This window comes from Microbacterium sp. SORGH_AS_0421 (genome assembly GCF_030818635.1).
Lineage (GTDB): Bacteria > Actinomycetota > Actinomycetes > Actinomycetales > Microbacteriaceae > Microbacterium.
Genome location: NZ_JAUTAO010000001.1, coordinates 556,307 through 573,138 on the forward strand (window position 1 = coordinate 556,307; position 16,832 = coordinate 573,138).

The following is a 16,832-nucleotide window of genomic DNA, read 5'->3' on the forward strand; positions in this document are numbered from 1 at the left end:
GCCCGCATACTGACCGTCGAGCGCAGAGCCGCGCCCCGACACGACGCTTCGGAGACCCACACCCCATGTCGAAACCCCGCCTCAACCGCCTCTTCAACGCGCGCTCCGGCCGCGCCCTCGACGTCGCCGTCGACCACGGCGCCTTCCACGAACACTCGTTCCTCACCGGCATCGAAGACATGGCGAAGACCGTCGCGACCCTCGTCGACGCCGGTCCCGACGCCGTGCAGCTCACGCTCGGCCAGGCGCCGCTGCTGCAGTCGGTCCCCGGCAAGCAGAAGCCCGGACTCGTGCTGCGCACCGACATCGCCAACGTCTACGGCGACCCGCTCGAGACGCCGCTGCACAGCATCCACGTCCCGGATGCCATCGAGGTCGCCGTCCGCCTCGACGCCGTCGCCGTGTGCGTGAACCTGCTCGATCTGCTCGGCGAACCGCAGGTGCGCGAGCAGTGCATCCGCTCGATCCTCGCCCTGCGCAGCGACGCCGAGAAGTACGGGATGCCGCTCATGATCGAGCCGCTCGTCATGCAGACCAAGCCCGGTACCGGCGGCTACGGCGTCGACGGCGACACCGCCAAGGTCGTCACCCTCGTCCGCCAGGCACGCGAGCTCGGTGCCGACCTCATCAAGGCCGACCCCACCGACGACATCACCGAGTACCACCGGGTCATCCAGGCCGCCGGCGACACCCCCCTGCTGGTGCGCGGCGGGGGGCGGGTCGACGACCGCACGCTTCTCGAGCGCACGAAGGCGGTGCTCGAGCAGGGTGCTCGCGGCATCGTCTACGGTCGCAACGTCATCCAGCACCGCGACCCGGCCGGCATCACCGCGGCCCTCATGGCCGTGGTGCACGACGACGCCTCGGTCGACGAGGCCCTCGCCCTCATCGGCGGCACCGACGAAGGAGACCGCGCATGACCGGCAGGAAGATCGGCGTCGGCATCATCGGCGGCGGCCTCATGGGGCGCGAGATCGCCGCGGCGCTTCGGCGCTGGCCCGCTCTCATCGACCACCCCGCCGAGCCCGAGCTCGTCGCGGTCTGCGACATCAACCCGGCGGCGCTGTCGTTCTTCGAGCGCATCGACACGGTGCAGCTCACCACGACCGACCACCACGAGCTCCTCGCCGACCCCCGCGTCGACGTCGTGTACATCGCCGTGCGACACGACCTGCACGAGCGCCTCTACGTCGACACCGTCCGCGCCGGCAAGGCGCTCCTCGCCGAGAAGCCCTTCGGTATCGACCGCGCAGCCGCCGACGCGGTGGTCGCCGCGATCGACGAAACGCCCGGGTCGTTCGTCCGCGTCTCGAGCGAGATGCCGTTCTTCCCCGGCGCGCAGTGGGCGGTCGACTACGTCCGCTCCGGCGCGCTGGGCCGCATCGTCGAGGCGAAATGCACGTTCCTGCACTCGAGCGACATCGATGTGAACAAGCCCCTCAACTGGAAGCGGCAGAAGCAGTTCTGCGGCGACGCCGGTGTGCTCAACGACCTCGGCATGCACACGTGGCACGTGCCGCTGCGCCTGGGATGGACGCCCGAGAAGGTCGTCGGCATCCTGCAGGACATCGTCACCGAGCGTCCCGGCCCCGACGGCACGCTCCAGCCCTGCGACACCTGGGACAACGCGGTCATCCACTCGTGGGCGCGCCACGACGGCGCCCCGTTCCCCCTCACCACCGAGACCAAGCGCATCGCGCCCGGGCAGAAGAACACGTGGGAGTTCGAAGCCATCGGCATGTCGGGCGGCGTGCGCTTCAGCACCAAGAACCCCAAGCGCGTCGAGGTGTTCGCCTTCGTCGACGTTCCCGGGATCGGCCGCGAGCAGAGTTGGCAGAGCATCGACGCGGGCAGCCAGTCGGTGTGGCCGACGGTGACCGGCCCGAACTTCGAGTCGGGGTTCTCGGATGCCATCCTGCAGATGTGGGCGGCCTTCCTCGCCGAGTTCGTCGGTGAGCTCGGTGACGGGTTCGGCTGCGTCCGCCCCGAAGAGGCCGCGTTGACCCACCGCCTCTTCGCCGCGGCGATCGCCTCGCACGAGACGGGTGCGCAGGTCACGCCCGAGGCGTGACGACGGGAAGAGGGGGTGCCCGCCGCGTGCGGGCACCCCCTCTTCCTCGTTCTCCGGCGCCACCGGCGGTATCCGTATGCTCGAAGGGTGCCGACCCCGCGCGGCACCACCCGAGGAGACGCATGCGCAAGACCGGCCGGCCCACCATGATCGACGTCGCCGCCGACGCCGGGGTGAGCCTGAAGACCGTCTCGCGCGTGGTCAACGGGGAGCCGAACGTCGACCCCGCCATGATCGAGCGAGTGCTCGCATCGGTCGGCCGGCTCGGCTACCACCGCAACTCCCTCGCCGCCAGCCTGCGATCGGGCAACCGCGACACGATCGGTTTCGTCGCCGCCGACCTCTCGAACACGTTCTACATGGCGGTCGCGGCCGCCGTCTCGGCGATCGCCACGCGCGAGCGCATGCACCTGGTCATGGCATCCAGCGAAGAGGATGCCGATCTGGAACGCACCCTCGCCCTCGACCTGTGCCAGCGTCAGATCGGCGGCCTTATCGTCGTGCCCACCGCGTCCGACCACTCCTACCTCTCCCGCGAGGTCGAGCTGGGAACGCCGGTGGTCTTCCTCGACCGTCCCGGCAGCGGCGTCCCCGCCGACGCGATCCTGCTCGACAACCGCGGCGGGTCTCGCTCAGCCGTCGCCGAGCTGCTCGAGAGCGGGCACCGCCGTATCGCCGTCCTGCTCGACTCCGCCGAGATCTACACGATGGTCGAGCGCCTCGCCGGAGCACGCGAGGCCTTCGCCGCCGCGGGTCTCACGCTCGACCCCGCCCTGGTCGTCGACGGGTTGCACACCCCCGCCGTCACCCGTGACGCGGTGCACCGGCTCCTCGACTCCGCCGACCCGCCCACGGCGGTCTTCTGCGCGAACAACCGCGTCACGATCGGGGCTCTCGAGGCAATCCTGCCTCGCGGCGCCGAGGTCGCCATCGCCGGCTTCGACGACTTCGAGCTCTCCCGCCTGCTCCCCCGCCGCATCCGCATCGTCGACTACGACGTGACGGAGCTCGGCACGCGCGCCGCCGAGACACTGCTGGCGCGGGGAGCCGACCCCGCGACGGGATCCCACACGCACCTCGTGTCGACGCGTCTCGTCGACCGGGGCGGGGTGTCCTGAGCCTGCGTGGCATCCGCTCTCTCCCGTCAAGGCCGCGCACCGCGGCGCCGGCTCTGCCTAACGTCGGAACATGACCTCCGATCGCGATCAGTTCACCTTCGACAATCCCGTCACTCGTTACGCGCGCGTCGAGCCGCCCGTGCAGCACCAGCCCGAGCCCGGCGTCCAGGCGGATATGACTCCGGTGCCCGACCTGGGCGAGAAGACCTACCGCGGACTCGGCCGCCTGGTCGGCCGCAAGGCCCTCATCACCGGCGGCGACTCCGGCATCGGCGGCGCCGTGGCGATCGCGTTCGCCCGCGAAGGCGCCGACGTGGCGATCGTGCACCTGCCCGACGAGCAGCGCGACGCCGACCACATCCTCGAGCAGATCCGGGATGCCGGCCGCACCGGCGTCTCGATCGCGACCGACATCACCGATCCCGCGGCCTGCCGTGAGCTCGTCGCCCGCACCGCCGAGGCACTCGGCGGTCTCGACATCGTCGTGAACAACGCCGGCAAGCAGGTGATGGTGGACAAGGTCGACGACCTCGCCGACGAGCAGTTCGAGCAGACCTTCCGCACGAACGTGTTCGCCCCGTTCTGGATCACGAAGGCGGCGCTGGCCCACCTTCCCGAGGGCGGCACCATCATCAACACCGCCTCGCTCGAGGCCTATGTTCCCGCGCCCGATCGCCTCGACTACGCCGCGACCAAGGCCGCGATCAACAACCTGTCGAAGGGCCTCGCGCAGCAGCTCGCCTCGCGCGGCATCCGGGTCAACGTCGTCGCCCCGGGGCCCACCTGGTCGGCGCTGCAGGTGAGCCAGGGCGTCTCCGACGACCAGATGGAGCACTTCGACGACGAGAGCACGTACCAGCGCGCCGGTCAGCCCGCAGAGATCGCACCGGCGTTCGTCTTCCTCGCCTCTGCGGAGTCGAGCTACGTCTCGGGCGAGACCCTGAACGTCAACGGCGGCATGGTCACGCCGTAACCCGTGCGCCCCGATCGCCCCGGCCCGCCGCGTGCGGACGGGGCGATCGTCGTGTGCGAATCTCCTGAGGTCCGCGCGGCCCGACCTCGCATACCGGGTGGCGGCCCCGCACCACGCGGCGAGGGCCGCCGCTTCTCAGGAGTTCGGTACGCGGTCCCCGCACCGCCGATCGTCCCGCCGCGGTGCTTGCGCAAATCGTGCCGTTGCGCAAGCGACCCTCCGCGGCCCCTCTCGTAAGCGAGCGTGAGTGCATGCCCACCGAATCCGCTCCCGCCACAGACGGGGCACCCCTCACCCTGTACCTGCTGCACGCGCTGGGGGCCAGCTCTGGATCCTTCGACCGTCTCGCCGACGAGCTCGCGGGCGACGTGCGCGTGCAGGGCATCGACCTGCCCGGTTTCGGCTCCGCCGCGAGCGCCCCTGACGCCACGCTCGACGAGACCGTCGACCACGTCGTCCGGCACCTCTCCGAGCACGCGAACGGTCCGTGGATGCTCGGCGGCCACAGCATGGGCGGCAAGATCGCCGCTCTGGTCGCAGCGCGCGTGCTCCGCGGCGAGGCCCCTCTCTTCGGGCTGCGCGGCATGGTGCTGATGGCGCCCTCTCCGCCACGCCCCGAACCCATGGACGAGGAGCGTCGTGAGCGGATGCTCTCGTGGGTCGACGAAGGAGCCATCTCCGAGCACGACGCCGAGACCTTCATCGACCAGAACACGGCCGAACCCCTCGATGCCGGGGCGCACTCGCTCGCCCTCGCAGACCTCCGCCGCACCTCGCCCACCGCGTGGCGCGCGTGGCTCGAGACGGGGAGCCGCGTCGACGCGACCGTCGAGGTGCAAACGCTCGACCTGCCCGTGCTCGTGCTCGCCGGCACCGACGACGCCGATCTCGGCGCGTCCGCCCAGCCCGAGCTGCTCGCCTCCGTCTACCCCCGCGCGCGGTTCAGGGCCCTCCCCGACACGGGGCACATGATCCCGCTGGAGCGCCCGGCCGAGGCGGCCGAGGCGATCTCCCGCTTCATCGCGGACGAGGTGCGGGTCGGACCCGTGGTGCCGGAGGACTGGGCCCGTCTGATCGCGGGCGATCGCGTCGACGGCCGGGTCCGCGGCATCCTGGCCCGCCGTGGCATGCCCGACGACCGCGGTTACGCTCCCGCGGCGCTGAACCTGGCGCAGCTGACCCTGCTGCGCGAGATCGCCGACCTCGTCGTTCCGCAGGACGGGCCGGCCATCGACATCGCCGGACGCGTCGACGCGCAGCTCGCCCGCGGCGAAGGGGACGGCTGGCGCAACGCCGACCTGCCCGTCGACGTCGAGGCGTACCGCACCGGGCTCGACCAACTGGCCGCCACCTGGCCCACCGATCCCGCCGAGCGGGCCGAGACCTTCCGCGCCGCCGTCGAGGGAGAGTCGGATGCCGAGGGCACCTTCGACGCCGCCCAGCTCAAGGCCTGGCTCGAAGACGTGCGCAACGACCTCGTCCGACAGTGGCTCGCCCACCCGGCGAGCATGGCGCGCGTCGGGTACGACGGCTTCGCCACCGGCGGCAGACCCATCCGCGGATACGTGGAGCTGCGTCTCGGACGCCGCGAAGACTGGGAGCCGGCGAACGTCGGCGGCACGATCGCGACGGGAGACGCGGCATGAACCTCGAAGCGATGCGCACCTACACCGACGACGAGATCGTCGATGTCGTGGTGGTCGGAACCGGTGCCGGCGGCGCCCCCCTCACCGCCGAGCTGGCGCGCAAGGGACTCACCGTCGTGGCTCTGGAGGCGGGGCGGCACTTCTCGCTCGACGACCTCACCCCCGACGAGACCGAGGCCGTCGAGATCAACTGGATGTCGGAGCGACTCAGCGGCGGCGACGACCCCACGGCCTTCGGCCCGAACAACAGCGGACGCGGCGTCGGCGGCTCGATGCTGCACTGGGGCGCGTTCACCCCGCGCCCGGATCGCCGCGACCTCGCGCTGCGCACCGAGTCGGGTGTGGGCCGTGACTGGCCGGTCGACCCCGACGAACTGCTCTCCTACGTCGAGCGCGTCGAGGGCGACATCGGTGTGTCCGGACCGACCCCGTACCCCTGGGATCCGTCGCGCCGATACGCCTACGCCCCGGCGAAGCGCAACGCCCCGGCGAATCTCGTCGCGAAGGGCTGCGAGGCCCTCGGCGTCCGCTGGGCCGACGCGCCCGCGGCGGTGCTCACGCGGGCACGACTGCAAGACCACCACGGCGAGCGCGGCGCCTGCGTGAACTGCGGCGAATGCCACCAGGGATGCCGGGTGGATGCCAAGGCCTCCACCGCGAACACATATCTGCCCGCGGCGGTCGCGGCCGGCGCCGAGATCCGCAGCGAGTCGATGGTGCACGGGATCGAGCTCGACGCCCGCGGCCGTGTCGAGGCGGTCCTGTACCGCAAGGACGGCGTCGACCGTCGCCAGCGCTGCCGCGCGCTCGTTCTGGCCGGTGGCGGCGTCGAGACGCCGCGCCTGCTGCTGCACACCGGCCTCGCGAACGACAGCGGGCAGGTGGGCCGGAACTTCCTCGCCCACGGCGCCACCCAGGTGTGGGGGCGGTTCGACGAGCCGGTGCGCGGGCACCGCGGATACCCCTCGTCGCTCATCAGCGAGGACATGATGCGTCCCGCCGATGCGGATTTCGCCGGCGGCTACCTCGTGCAGAGCCTCGGCGTCATGCCCCTGACCTTCTCGACCACGCTCGTGCGCGGCGGCGGCCTCTGGGGTCCCGAGCTCATGCAGCGGCTCGATCAGTCACGGTTCATGGCCGGTATCGGCGTCAACGCCGATTGCCTGCCGTCGGACGACAACAGGCTCGAGCTGGTCGACGAGACCGACGAGTTCGGCATCCCCCGCGCTCGGGTGAGCTTCACCGCCGGTGAGAACGAGAAGGCGATCGACAAGCACGCCACCGCGTTCATGCTGCGGGTGATGGAGGCCGCCGGGGCTCGCGAGACCATGGTCCTCGCCCGCACCGCGCACACCATCGGCACGTGCCGCATGTCGAACGACCCGTCCGACGGCGTGGTGGACGCCGACGGGCGCTCGCACGAGATCCCGAACCTCTGGATCTGCGACAACTCGGTCTTCCCCTCCGCCATCGCGGCCAACCCCGCGCTGACGATCATGGCCCTGTCGCTGCGCACCGCCGACCGCTTCCTCGCCGCGGCCGCCGCCTGACCCGCGGCTCCGTCGTCCCCTCCCGTCGAGTGTCCAGGACACGCCGCCTCCGCCCCGCGCGAGGTGGCGTGTCCTGGACGCTCAACGCCGCACCTCGCAACACGGGAGAATGGATGCCATGAAGCTCGAGCACCTCGTCCGGTTCGCCGCCCTCGCAGAGGAGCTGCACTTCCCGCGCGCGGCCGACAAGCTGCGTATCCCCCTTGCCTCGCTGTACACCACCGTCGACAAGCTCGAGGAGGAGGTCGGCCAGCCCCTCGTGCAGCGCACGGCGCCCACGCGGCTGCTGCCGGCCGGTGAGCTGCTGCTCGAGGAGGCCCACCGTCGCATCGCCGATGCTCCTCCCGCGGCGCCCCGGCAGAAGGCTCCCGGCGGCGGCAAAGCGAAGGCGAACAAGGGCAAGGGCCGCGCCCCGATCGTGAAGGGCGAGCCCAAGCCCTACAAGAAGCGCCAAGGCCGCTGACTCGGCCCCCTCACCACGCATAAACGCGATCTGCGCCCGGAAACACGTGCTGCACGCGTTTCTAGGCGTGGAAAGCGTTTCTGCGTAAGTATCGGCGGGCTCGGCGGCGTCCGCCCCGCGCCTCGGATCTTAGGCCGGGGCCGCTGCCCGGAGGCACGGTCGGCCCCGCCGGCCAAGCGCACCGGGGCCGGCGGCCGGCGCACGCTCGACGAGGCCGGACAGCGCACCGGGGCCGGGTGCCCTGACCGCTCTACAGCTCCGTGACCTGCCCCGCCTCGACGCGCCAGCGACGGTCGGTCTGCACCGCCGCAAGCATGCGTCGGTCGTGCGTGACCAGCAGCAGCGTCCCCGTGTACGACTCCAACGCCTGCTCGAGCTGCTCGATCGCCGGCAGGTCGAGGTGGTTCGTCGGCTCGTCGAGCACGAGCACGTTCACCCCGCGCGCCTGCAGCAGAGCGAGCCCCGCGCGCGTGCGCTCTCCCGGCGACAGCCCGTCGACCGGACGCGTGACGTGGTCGGCCTTGAGACCGAACTTGGCCAACAGCGTTCGCACCTCGCCGGCGTTCATCTCGGGCACGAACCCCTCGAACGTCTCCGCGAGCGCTCGCTCTCCCACGAACAGCGACCGGGCCTGGTCGATCTCGCCGATCTCGACGCTCGCGCCCAGGCTCGCCGACCCCTCGTCCGGCGTCTGACGGCCCAGGATGCCACGCAGCAGCGTCGACTTTCCGGCACCGTTCGGCCCCGTGATACCGATGCGCTCCCCCGCATTCACCTGCAGCGAGACAGGACCGAGGGCGAAGTCGCCCTGGCGGAAGACCGCGCCCGACAGGGTCGAGACGACCGAGCTGGACCGCGGTGCCGAACCGATCGTGAACTCGAGCTGCCACTCCTTGCGCGGTTCCTCGACCTCGTCGAGACGGGCGATCCGGCTCTCCATCTGGCGCACCTTCTGCGCCTGCTTCTCGCTCGATTCCGTGGCGGCCTTGCGGCGGATCTTGTCGTTGTCGGGCGACTTCTTCATCGCGTTACGGACGCCCTGACTGGACCACTCCCGCTGCGTGCGGGCGCGCGAGACCAGGTCGGCCTTGGTGTCGGCGTACTCCTCGTACTTCTCGCGCGCCTGACGCCGCAGCGTGGCGCGCTCCTCGAGGTACGCGTCGTACCCGCCGCCGTAGACCCGGTGGGAGTTCTGCGCGAGGTCGAGCTCCAGCACGCGCGTCACCGAACGGGCGAGGAACTCGCGATCGTGGCTCACGAGCACGACGCCGCCGCGGAGCCCGCGCACGAACGTCTCGAGACGCTCCAGCCCGTCGAGGTCCAGGTCGTTGGTCGGCTCATCAAGCAGGGCGATGTCGAAACGCGACAGCAGCAGAGCTGCCAGACCCACGCGCGCGGCCTGGCCTCCGGACAGACCCGTCATCTCGGCATCCGCACCGACCTCCAGCCCCAGGTCGGCGAGCACCACCGGCATCCGCTCGTCGAGGTCGGCGGCGCCGCTTGCGAGCCATCGTTCGAGGGCTGTCGCGTAGGCGTCGTCGGCTCCGACAGCCGCAGGGTCGCCGAGCGCTGCCGCCGTGGCATCCATCTCGCGGGTCGCCTCGGCGGCGCCCGTCCGTCGGGCGATGTACTGCGCGACCGTCTCTCCGGCCACGCGCTCGTGTTCCTGCGGCAGCCAGCCGACGAACGCGTCGGCGGGAGCGAGGCTGACCGTTCCCGCCTGCGGCTCGTCGACGCCGGCGAGCAGGCGCAGCAGAGTCGACTTACCGGCCCCGTTCGCCCCGACCACACCGACGACGTCTCCCGGTGCGACCGTCAGGTCGACGCCGTCGAAGAGCGTGCGGTGTCCGTGGCCCCCGGCGAGGCCCTGTGCGACGAGGGTGGCGGTCATCCCTCTAGTGTCTCAGGGCGCTGTCGGGCCCCGTACCCGCACCGCCCCGGTCCCCTCACCCGCCGAAGGCGCCGGATGCCGTCCCTACCTCGCCCGAGGGTGAGACGTCGCGTACACGTCGCGGAGCGCGTCGACCGACACGTGCGTGTAGATCTGCGTCGTCGACACCGAGGCATGACCGAGCAGTTCTTGCACGACCCGCACGTCGGCACCGCCCTGCAACAGGTGGGTGGCGAAGGAGTGGCGCAGCGTGTGCGGCGACACGTGTGCCGTCAGTCCCGCGCGCTGTGCCGCGGCCTGGATGATGAGCCAGGCACTCTGGCGCGACAGCGAGGCACCGCGCACGCCCAGGAACAGCCGAGGCGTCGCACGTGCCTTCGCCGCCCAGGCCGGGCGTACCCGGGTGAGGTAGGCCTCGATCGCGGCTTGCGCGTACGACCCCACCGGCACCACGCGCTCCTTGTCGCCTTTTCCGCGCACGCGCAGAAGGTCTCCGTGGGCGGTGTCGTCGACGTCGAGCTGGACGATCTCCGAGACGCGCGCCCCGGTCGCGTACAACAGCTCGAGCAGGGCCCGGTCGCGGACCGCCGACGGCTCCGCCGCGGACGCGTCCGCTGATCCCGGCGCGGGACCTGCGGCATCCAGGAGCTCGTCGATCTGCGTGATGGTCAGCGCCTTCGGGAGCCGCCGCGGGGTTTTCGGGGGTCGAAGTCTGCCGCTCGGGTCCGCGTCGACCCGACCTTCCCGCACAAGGAACCGGTGCAATCCGCGCACCGACGACTGCAGACGAGCGAGCGACGACGACGCGGGCGGCGGTTCCGTCGAGGCCCGCTCCCCCGCGAAGTCCGCGACGAGGGCGGGAGTCACCTCTTCGACGGTCCCGAGGCCGCGCGCGCGAAGCCACTCGACGTACACCGCGAGGTCACGGCGGTAGGCCGACACCGTGTGGTCGGAAAGACCGCGCTCGAGCGCGACGTGCCGGAGGTAGGCCTCGACCGCCCGCTCGAGTTCCACGTCAGCGGGTGGACGCCTCGCGGCGCAGCACTTCTGCGGCGGCAAAAGCGCCCGTGGCCAGGATGCCGTTACGCAGGCGTCCCGCGAGCACTCCGTCGATCACGTCCGCGAGAGGCACGCGTTCGACGCGCATGTCGGACTCCTCGTGCTCGCGCTCGTAGTCGGTCTCGACGCCGCGCAGGCCGCGGGCGAGGAAGAGGTGCACGACTTCGTCGTTTCCCCCGGGCGTGGTGTGCATCGACACGAGATGCTGCCAGCGGTCGGCCTCGAGGTCGACCTCCTCGGCCAGCTCGCGCTTCGCCGTCTCGAGAGGAGGCTCGCCGGCCACGTCGAGGAGACCGGCCGGGATCTCCCAGTCGCGTTCCTTGATGGGGTGGCGGTACTGCTGAATGAGCACGACGTTCTCGTCGTCGTCGAGCGCGACGATCGCGGCCGCACCCGGGTGCTCGACGTACTGGCGGGTCATCTCGCCGTCGCCGTACCGCACGGTGTCGGAGCGCACGTCCCAGACGGCGCCTTCGTAGACGAGGTCCGTCGAGACCAGCTCGAGGTCGACCTTCTCGTCGCGCAGCTCCTCCACGTCAGTCCTCTTCGACGTCGAACAGCTCGCTCGAGCGGTGACGATCCAACGCCGCCGCGACGAGACCGCGGAAGAGCGGGTGCGGCTCGGTCGGCCGCGAGCGCAATTCAGGGTGGGCCTGGGTGGCGATGTAGTACGGGTGCACGTCACGCGGCAGCTCGACGAACTCGACGAGGTCGAGATCGGGGTTCACGCCCGAGAACACCAGGCCCGCGTCGCTCAGCTGCTGGCGGTAGGCGTTGTTGACCTCGTAGCGGTGGCGGTGGCGCTCCGAGATGGTGCTCGATCCGTAGACCTCCGCGGCGAGGGATCCCTCCGAGAGGGCCGCCGGGTAGAGCCCGAGGCGCATCGTGCCGCCCAGGTCGCCGCTCTGCAGGATGTCGACCTGCTCGGCCATCGTCGCCACGACCGGGTGCGCGGTGTCGGGATCGAACTCGCTCGACGACGCCCCGTCGAGACCGGCGACCGTGCGCGCGTACTCGATGACCATGCACTGCAGGCCCAGGCAGATGCCGAGCGTTGGGATGCCCTGCTCTCGCGCGAAGCGCAAGGCTCCGAGCTTGCCCTCGATGCCGCGGATGCCGAAGCCGCCCGGAACGATGATGCCGTCGACCGCGCCCAGCGCCTTGGCGGCGCCCTCGGGCGTCTCGCACTGGTCGGAGGGGATCCACGTGATCTTCACGTGGGTCTCCTGGCCGAAACCACCGGCCTTGATGGCCTCGGTGACCGAGAGGTAGGCGTCGGGCAGGTCGATGTACTTGCCGACGAGACCGATCGTGGCCTCGTGCTTGGGATTGTGCACCGCCTGCAGGACGCGCTGCCAGCGCGACCAGTCGACGTCGCTCGCCTTGTCGAGGTCGAGGGCGTCGACGATGTGCCCGTCGAGGCCCTGGTCGTTCAGCATCGAGGGGATGTCGTAGATGCTCGGGACGTCGATCGCGTTGACCACGGCATCTTCGTCGACGTCGCACATGAGCGCGATCTTGCGCTTGTTCGACTCGGTGACCGGCCGGTCGCTGCGCAGCACGAGCGCGTCGGGCTGGATACCGATCGAACGCAGGGTGGCGACGGAGTGCTGGGTGGGCTTGGTCTTCTGCTCTCCCGAGGCTCCCATGAAGGGGACCAGCGAGACGTGCACGAAGAAGACGTTCTTTCGTCCGAGCTCGTGGCGGATCTGACGAGCCGACTCGATGAAGGGCTGCGACTCGATGTCGCCGACGGTGCCGCCGATCTCGGTGATGATGACGTCGGGCTGCGGCTGCTCGCTCGCCTGAAGGCGCATGCGACGTTTGATCTCGTCGGTGATGTGCGGGATGACCTGCACGGTGTCGCCCAGGTACTCGCCCCGACGCTCGCGCGCGATGACCTGCGAGTAGATCTGGCCGGTGGTGACGTTGGCCGCCTGGCTCAGCTCGATGTCGAGGAAGCGCTCGTAGTGGCCGATGTCGAGATCGGTCTCGGCGCCGTCATCGGTGACGAAGACCTCTCCGTGCTGGAACGGGTTCATCGTTCCGGGATCGACGTTCAGATACGGGTCGAGCTTCTGCATGACCACGCGGAGACCGCGAGCCGTGAGGAGGTTGCCGAGGCTTGCCGCCGTCAGGCCCTTTCCCAGGGAGGAGACGACACCTCCGGTGACGAAGATGTGCTTCGTCGTGAAAGTCGTGCCGTCTGATTGTCCCGCGTCCGAAGTCTGCATCACGGGCTTCGATCCTATCAGTCGCGTGTGGGGGTTCGACTCCGAGTGTCGCACCCCCCTCCGACATCCACGTCACGTTCGCGTGACGATGCCGCGTCGGCGTGTGCCGACCACAGCGGTGGAGACGAGCGCACAGTGGGTGAAAGGATCAGCTCGACGTCGCCGCCGAAGAGAACGGACCGGCGGCGAATGTCAGATCAGACCCGTCCGTCGACGACGAGGGCCACCGGCTGCCCGGCTCGTCCTCGTCGGTCGCCTCATCGGGATCGCCCGGTCTCCAGCAGCTCGCGGGCGTGGGTCAGAGCGGCATCCGAATCGCTGAGCCCCGACAACAGGCGGGCCATCTCGGCTTCGCGTTCCGCACCGTCCAAGCGTCGGACACTGGATGCCGTGACCGCTCCGTCGTTCCCCTTGACGACCGTCAGGTGGTTCCCGGCGAAGGCCGCGACCTGGGCGAGGTGCGTGACCGCGATCACCTGCGAAGACTCGGCGAGCCGGGCGAGACGACGGCCGACCTCGATCGCCGCTGCGCCGCCGATACCGGCGTCGACCTCGTCGAAGACGAAGGTCGGAACGGGGTCGACACCCGCGATGACGACCTCGATCGCGAGCATGACACGGCTCAACTCTCCACCCGACGCCCCCCGCGAGACGGGCCGAGGGTCGGCGCCCGGGTGCGGAGCGAGCAGGATCGCGACCTCGTCGCGGCCATGACCGGCCGGGGTCGCGGGCGCCACGTCGACGCTCAGACGGGCGTCGGGAAGAGCGAGCGCGTGCAGCTCCTCGGTGACGGCAGCGCTCAGCCGTTCGGCGGCCTCGCGTCGCGCGGCGGTCAACGCCTCCGCTGCGGCGTCGAGTTCGGCGGCGGCCGCGTCGCGCTGCGTCTCGAGCCTCTGTAGACGGTCGCCGTCGTCGTCGAGCTCGACCAGGCGGGCCGAACCCGTCTCGAGCAACGAGATCGCCGCGTCCACGGAACCGTGCGCGCGGACGAGCCCCGCGATCACGCCACGCCGCTCGTCCACCGCGGCCAGCTCGTGCGGGCCGGACTCATCGAGATCGGCGAGGTAGCCCGACAGGGCGTCGGAGGCATCGGTCGCGCGGTACCCGAGATCGGTGACGAGCGCGCCGATCTCCGCGAGCGCCTCATCGCTACCCGAGATCCGCTCGAGGGCTCGGCGGGCCTCTGCCAGAAGCGTGACGACATCGGGTGAGCCGTCCTCGCTCGACAGAGCGGCGTGCGCCGTCACGGCGGCGACGCGCAGGTCCTCGGCGTTGGCGAGGCGCTCGGCTCGGCGAGCCAGCTCCTCCTCCTCGCCGGCGACGGGAGCCACGGCCTCGATCTCGGCGATGGCCGCGCGCAGTCGCTCCGCCTCGCGCGCCCGCTCATCGCGGTCCGCGGTGAGGGTGGTCAGTTCGGCATCCAGCCTGCGCCAGACGTCCCAGGCGGCGCGGTACGCCGTCCGAGCGGCGCCGACGGGCTCACCGCCGAAGCGGTCGAGGGCGTCGCGCTGGGCCGACGAGGACTTCAGACGCAGTTGGTCGGACTGCCCGTGCACGACCACGAGGTCGTCGGCCAGGTCGGCGAGAACCCCCGCGGGGGCCGTACGGCCGCCGACGGTGGCTCGGCCACGCCCCTCGCTCGAGACGGTGCGTCCGAGATAGAGCTCGGCGGACCCGCCGCCGACGGGCTCGACGTCACCGCCGGCCTCGCGCACGCGCGCGGCGACCACCCCTTCTTCGGGGACGAGCCACACGCCTTCGACGGCAGCCTGAGCCGCCCCCTTGCGCACCGCGCCGGAATCCGCGCGCTGGCCGAGCAGCAGTCCCAGGCCGGTCACCACCATCGTCTTTCCCGCGCCGGTCTCACCGGTGATCGCGGTGAAGCCCCGCCCGATCGGAAGCGTCGCGTCGGCGATGACCCCGAGGTCGCGCAGCCGCATCTCCTCGATCACGCCGCACCCCCCGGCATCCCACGCCACCCCGTGACCGGGAGTCGGAACTTGCGGACGAGGCGGTCGGTGAAGGCCGCGGGGTGAAGGCGTGCGAGGCGGACGGGGCGCGACGAACGGCGCACCATCACGCGGGCGCCCGGGGGCAGCTCGTGCGAGCGACGACCGTCGCACCACAGGATGCCGCTGCCGCTGGTGCGCTCGAGCACCTCGACGGCCACCATGGCGTCGGGGCTGACCACCAGCGGGCGGGCGAACAGAGCATGTGCCGAGAGGGGGACGACGGCGATGGCCTCGACCGTCGGCCAGATGACGGGCCCCCCGGCCGAGAAGTTGTAGGCGGTCGACCCGGTCGGGGACGCCACGACGATGCCGTCGCACCCGAACGACGACAGCGGTCGTCCGTCGACCTCCATGACGACCTCGAGCATCCGCTCCCGGCTGGCCTTCTCGACGGTGGCCTCGTTCAGGGCCCAGGTCTCGAAGATGACCTCGTCGTCGGCGTCGAGGACACGCACGGCGAGAGCGAGACGTTCTTCCACGACATAGTCGCGGTCGATCACCCGGCGCACGGCGTCGTCCATGTCGTCGCGTTCGATCTCGGCGAGGAAGCCGACGTGGCCCATGTTGATCCCGAGGATGGGGACCGTTCCGCCGCGGACGACCTCGGCCGCCCGCAGAATCGTGCCGTCGCCGCCCAGGACGATCGCCAGCTCGACCTCATCGATACCCACGTCGACGCCGAGGGTCTGCACCGCCGTCGAGCGAAAGCCGCTCCGCCAGTTCGGGCCGGTCCTCCGCGGACACCACCGGTGTGGCACCGGCAGACCGCACGGCGGTCAGGATGCGCTCGGCGGCATGGACGGTGTCGTCACGGCGCGCGTGGACGACGAGGAGGATTCGGCGATCGCTGGGGGTCATCGGCTTCCGGTCAGTCGGGTCACGGTGCTCTCCCATTCTGAGGGGTCGCTGCCCCGAGTGGCCGAGAACCACGCGACGTACTCCTGGTTGCCATGCGTGCCGACGACGGGGGACGCGATCAGACCCGCGGTCTTCAGCCCCGCATCCCATGCCGCCCAGAGGACGCCGTGCACGGCATCCGACCGCAGCGCCGGGTCCGTCACGAGCCCGCCCTTCACCGACGTACGCCCCACTTCGAATTGCGGCTTCACAAGCAGCACGATGTCGGCATCGGGTGCTGCCGTGGCGACCACGGCGGGCAGCACGTGCTCCAGCGAGATGAAAGAGAGATCCCCCGTCACCACGGTGGCGCGCTCGGCGACGCCGGTGGCGTGGGCGAGAGAGTCGGCGGTCATGAACCGCACGTTATACCCCTCGACCGACACCACGTCGGGGTCCGCCTCGATGACGGTGGATAACTGTCCGTGCCCGACATCCACGGCCATCACCGGTCGCGCCCCACGTTCGCGGAGGACCTGCGTGAAGCCGCCCGTCGATGCCCCCATGTCGAGGGCGACGCGATCCCGCACCTCCAGGCCGAAGGCGTCGAGAGCCGCGAGCAGCTTGTGAGCGCCGCGGCTGACGTAGTGGTCCGCGCCGGCGACCTCGATGACGCTCTCGGCCTCGATCTGGGCCGCCGCTTTGACCACCGGGCGTCCGTTCACGGTCACAAGGCCGCCCGAGATCAGCTGCGCCGCGTGCGAGCGCGAGCGCGCGAGTCCCCGCGCGGCGAGTTCGGCGTCGAGGCGCGAGGTCACGACGGCGAGGACGGATCGGCGGGTGCGGACTCGAGGCGTCGAGCCAGTTCCTCGTGCACGGCGGCGTAGGCGGCCGCGCGGGTGTCGAGGGGCTGCTCCTCGATGAGGCGCAGCCGATCGATGAGCCCGGCGGCATCCGGGGCGGAGCTGTCGGACATGG

Annotated in this window: 14 protein-coding genes and 1 pseudogene; 7 read left to right on the forward strand and 8 right to left on the reverse strand. The window is 71.0% G+C overall.

Annotated elements, in window-relative coordinates; translation table 11 throughout:
• Positions 1 to 65 precede the first annotated feature (65 nt).
• From QE416_RS02720 to QE416_RS02750, 7 genes are all read left to right on the forward strand, one after another.
• Positions 66 to 920: a class I fructose-bisphosphate aldolase gene (locus QE416_RS02720; RefSeq protein ID WP_307313285.1), complete on the forward strand. Its 855-nt coding sequence runs from the start codon at positions 66 to 68 to the stop codon at positions 918 to 920.
• Entirely contained in the window at positions 917 to 2,071 is a 1,155-nt protein-coding gene (locus QE416_RS02725) for a Gfo/Idh/MocA family protein (protein WP_267788182.1), read from the forward strand. The genes QE416_RS02720 and QE416_RS02725 overlap by 4 nt, the downstream gene beginning before the upstream one ends.
• A gap of 122 nt (positions 2,072 to 2,193) precedes the next feature.
• Positions 2,194 to 3,189 (forward strand): LacI family DNA-binding transcriptional regulator, encoded by a 996-nt coding sequence (locus tag QE416_RS02730; protein ID WP_307313290.1) that lies wholly within the window; start codon positions 2,194 to 2,196, stop codon positions 3,187 to 3,189.
• 70 nt (positions 3,190 to 3,259) lie between these two features.
• Entirely contained in the window at positions 3,260 to 4,162 is a 903-nt protein-coding gene (locus QE416_RS02735) for an SDR family oxidoreductase (RefSeq protein WP_307313293.1), read from the forward strand.
• A gap of 251 nt (positions 4,163 to 4,413) precedes the next feature.
• Positions 4,414 to 5,808 (forward strand): alpha/beta fold hydrolase, encoded by a 1,395-nt coding sequence (locus tag QE416_RS02740; protein WP_307313296.1) that lies wholly within the window; start codon positions 4,414 to 4,416, stop codon positions 5,806 to 5,808.
• Complete coding sequence (locus QE416_RS02745; protein WP_307313300.1) at positions 5,805 to 7,358, forward strand: GMC family oxidoreductase; 1,554 nt, start codon at positions 5,805 to 5,807, stop codon at positions 7,356 to 7,358. The genes QE416_RS02740 and QE416_RS02745 overlap by 4 nt, the downstream gene beginning before the upstream one ends.
• A 118-nt stretch (positions 7,359 to 7,476) precedes the next feature.
• Positions 7,477 to 7,821, forward strand: coding sequence for a LysR family transcriptional regulator (locus QE416_RS02750; protein ID WP_210072800.1), 345 nt, complete (start codon positions 7,477 to 7,479; stop codon positions 7,819 to 7,821).
• Between the two features lie 250 nt (positions 7,822 to 8,071).
• Here QE416_RS02750 and QE416_RS02755 read toward each other — a convergent pair whose 3' ends face one another.
• The 8 genes and pseudogenes from QE416_RS02755 to QE416_RS02790 all read right to left on the reverse strand — a co-directional run bounded on the left by QE416_RS02755 (position 8,072) and on the right by QE416_RS02790 (position 16,830).
• Positions 8,072 to 9,712, reverse strand: coding sequence for an ABC-F family ATP-binding cassette domain-containing protein (locus QE416_RS02755; protein ID WP_307313305.1), 1,641 nt, complete (start codon positions 9,710 to 9,712; stop codon positions 8,072 to 8,074).
• Between the two features lie 84 nt (positions 9,713 to 9,796).
• Complete coding sequence (gene xerD / locus QE416_RS02760; RefSeq protein ID WP_307313308.1) at positions 9,797 to 10,726, reverse strand: site-specific tyrosine recombinase XerD; 930 nt, start codon at positions 10,724 to 10,726, stop codon at positions 9,797 to 9,799.
• Between the two features lies 1 nt (position 10,727).
• Complete coding sequence (locus QE416_RS02765) at positions 10,728 to 11,306, reverse strand: NUDIX hydrolase (RefSeq protein WP_307313311.1); 579 nt, start codon at positions 11,304 to 11,306, stop codon at positions 10,728 to 10,730.
• Position 11,307: 1 nt separating this feature from the next.
• Complete coding sequence (locus tag QE416_RS02770) at positions 11,308 to 13,005, reverse strand: CTP synthase (protein WP_307317841.1); 1,698 nt, start codon at positions 13,003 to 13,005, stop codon at positions 11,308 to 11,310.
• Between the two features lie 257 nt (positions 13,006 to 13,262).
• Positions 13,263 to 14,957, reverse strand: coding sequence for a DNA repair protein RecN (gene recN / locus QE416_RS02775; protein ID WP_307313314.1), 1,695 nt, complete (start codon positions 14,955 to 14,957; stop codon positions 13,263 to 13,265).
• Positions 14,954 to 15,875: pseudogene (locus tag QE416_RS02780) on the reverse strand (NAD kinase). The gene recN and the pseudogene QE416_RS02780 overlap by 4 nt, the downstream one beginning before the upstream one ends.
• On the reverse strand, positions 15,872 to 16,672 hold the full coding sequence (locus QE416_RS02785; RefSeq protein WP_307313316.1) for a TlyA family RNA methyltransferase: 801 nt from the start codon (positions 16,670 to 16,672) through the stop codon (positions 15,872 to 15,874). Before QE416_RS02785 ends, QE416_RS02780 begins: the two are co-directional and overlap by 4 nt.
• Positions 16,669 to 16,830 (reverse strand): hypothetical protein, encoded by a 162-nt coding sequence (locus QE416_RS02790; protein WP_180993495.1) that lies wholly within the window; start codon positions 16,828 to 16,830, stop codon positions 16,669 to 16,671. The genes QE416_RS02785 and QE416_RS02790 overlap by 4 nt, the downstream gene beginning before the upstream one ends.
• Between the last annotated feature and the right edge of the window lie 2 nt (positions 16,831 to 16,832).

Coding starts and splice junctions, on each gene's coding strand:
- QE416_RS02720 (WP_307313285.1), top strand. CDS start 66: ATGTCGAAACCCCGCCTCAACCGCCTCTTCAACGCGCGCTCCGGCCGC.
- QE416_RS02725 (WP_267788182.1), top strand. CDS start 917: ATGACCGGCAGGAAGATCGGCGTCGGCATCATCGGCGGCGGCCTCATG.
- QE416_RS02730 (WP_307313290.1), top strand. CDS start 2,194: ATGCGCAAGACCGGCCGGCCCACCATGATCGACGTCGCCGCCGACGCC.
- QE416_RS02735 (WP_307313293.1), top strand. CDS start 3,260: ATGACCTCCGATCGCGATCAGTTCACCTTCGACAATCCCGTCACTCGT.
- QE416_RS02740 (WP_307313296.1), top strand. CDS start 4,414: ATGCCCACCGAATCCGCTCCCGCCACAGACGGGGCACCCCTCACCCTG.
- QE416_RS02745 (WP_307313300.1), top strand. CDS start 5,805: ATGAACCTCGAAGCGATGCGCACCTACACCGACGACGAGATCGTCGAT.
- QE416_RS02750 (WP_210072800.1), top strand. CDS start 7,477: ATGAAGCTCGAGCACCTCGTCCGGTTCGCCGCCCTCGCAGAGGAGCTG.
- QE416_RS02755 (WP_307313305.1), bottom strand. CDS start 9,712: ATGACCGCCACCCTCGTCGCACAGGGCCTCGCCGGGGGCCACGGACAC.
- QE416_RS02770 (WP_307317841.1), bottom strand. CDS start 13,005: ATGCAGACTTCGGACGCGGGACAATCAGACGGCACGACTTTCACGACG.
- QE416_RS02790 (WP_180993495.1), bottom strand. CDS start 16,830: ATGTCCGACAGCTCCGCCCCGGATGCCGCCGGGCTCATCGATCGGCTG.